The organism is Bartonella sp. AA74HLJMH (assembly GCF_042197045.1).
Taxonomy (GTDB): Bacteria; Pseudomonadota; Alphaproteobacteria; order Rhizobiales; family Rhizobiaceae; genus Bartonella.
In genome coordinates this window covers 1-1,184 of sequence record NZ_JBHIRJ010000096.1, presented here as the reverse complement: position 1 = coordinate 1,184, position 1,184 = coordinate 1, and the positions used below count along the sequence as shown (strand labels likewise).

Here is a 1,184-nt window from a genome sequence, read left to right as displayed (position 1 = left end):
CTGGATGAAAGCCAAGTTCTAAAAATTATTGACGAGGCAGATGATGCAATCCAAATCTTTCGCATCAATCCTTCTGAGAATAATTGTGAAGATATCTCTGAAGAAATTGCAGAAGCATATGTAAAAGAAAATATCGAACATCTCCACGAGGAGAGTAAAGTTCATGACTTTGTACTCGAAAGTGATGCTTACCAAGAACTTTTAGACGAGATCGCAGACGAAAAATATAATGATGAGATTTACGGTACTTATGAACAACAACACCGTTTGCGTCCTTGTGATGTGCTTTAAAAATTCTAAAGGGCGCTTTTAAAAGCGCCTCCCTTTTTCCCATCAATAATTGATTAGAGTAAACTTATGACCACACATGATACTCATATTCATAGTGAAGGATATCTCACGCCTGAAAACGAGGTAGACAACAAAATCGGTTACGTCCAAATGGTCAATGCCCATGTAATGCATAGGTACTTACATTTGAAACAAGATTTTTCCACTTGGTTTAATGATTGTGTTGAAAAGCTTGATCTAAAAGAAGGCGTGGATTTTGTTTTTACAAAACAAGAATGGAACAGACAGAAGATTTGTCCAAAATCTGAAATAGAAACAGATAAAACTGATAATCATTACTTCAAAATTCACGCAGCAAGGAAAATTGCTCAAGCAGAACGTCATAGAAACTATGGCAGAATATTATATCAAACCTTGTGTTTTTCTTAATTAAGGGGGGTGATGATGCGAAACTTTATTACAATATCTGAAAACAATTTTCAAAACACAACTGTTCCAACCATGTCTAGTCGTGAAATTGCAGAGTTATGCGGTAAGCAACATGCGCATATTATGCGTGATATTCGACAAATGTTAGGAGAATTATATCCTGAAGGGGGTCAATCCAAATTTGGATCCACCTATTTAGATAAACAGGGTAAGCCCCAAAACTGTTACAACCTCCCTAAGCGTGAATGCCTTATCTTAGTTTCCGGTTACAGCATGACATTACGTGCTAGGATTATAGACCGTTGGCAAGAATTGGAAAAGCAAGTAGTAACACCACAAATCGACTATTCAAGTCCAAAGGCTATGATTGGCTTTTTGAATTACCTACAAGGTCAAATAGATCAAAAAGACACCATCATTGAAGATTTAACACCAAAAGCCATGGCTCTTGAAAGCTTACAGCG

The 1,184-nt window shown here is 36.7% G+C and carries 3 protein-coding genes; all 3 read left to right on the top strand.

Annotated features, from left to right (window positions below):
• The coding region (locus tag ACFINH_RS09885; RefSeq protein WP_375632996.1) for a hypothetical protein at nucleotides 1–291 on the top strand (291 nt) is incomplete at its 5' end.
• Between the two features lie 66 nt (nucleotides 292–357).
• Nucleotides 358–720: an antA/AntB antirepressor family protein gene (locus ACFINH_RS09880; protein ID WP_375632994.1), complete on the top strand. Its 363-nt coding sequence runs from the start codon at nucleotides 358–360 to the stop codon at nucleotides 718–720.
• Nucleotides 721–735: 15 nt separating this feature from the next.
• Nucleotides 736–1,184: Rha family transcriptional regulator (locus ACFINH_RS09875; RefSeq protein WP_375632992.1), on the top strand; the 449-nt coding region annotated here is incomplete at its 3' end.

Excerpts from the sequence above, each read along its gene's own strand:
- ACFINH_RS09880 (WP_375632994.1), top strand. The coding sequence starts at position 358 with ATGACCACACATGATACTCATATTCATAGTGAAGGATATCTCACGCCT.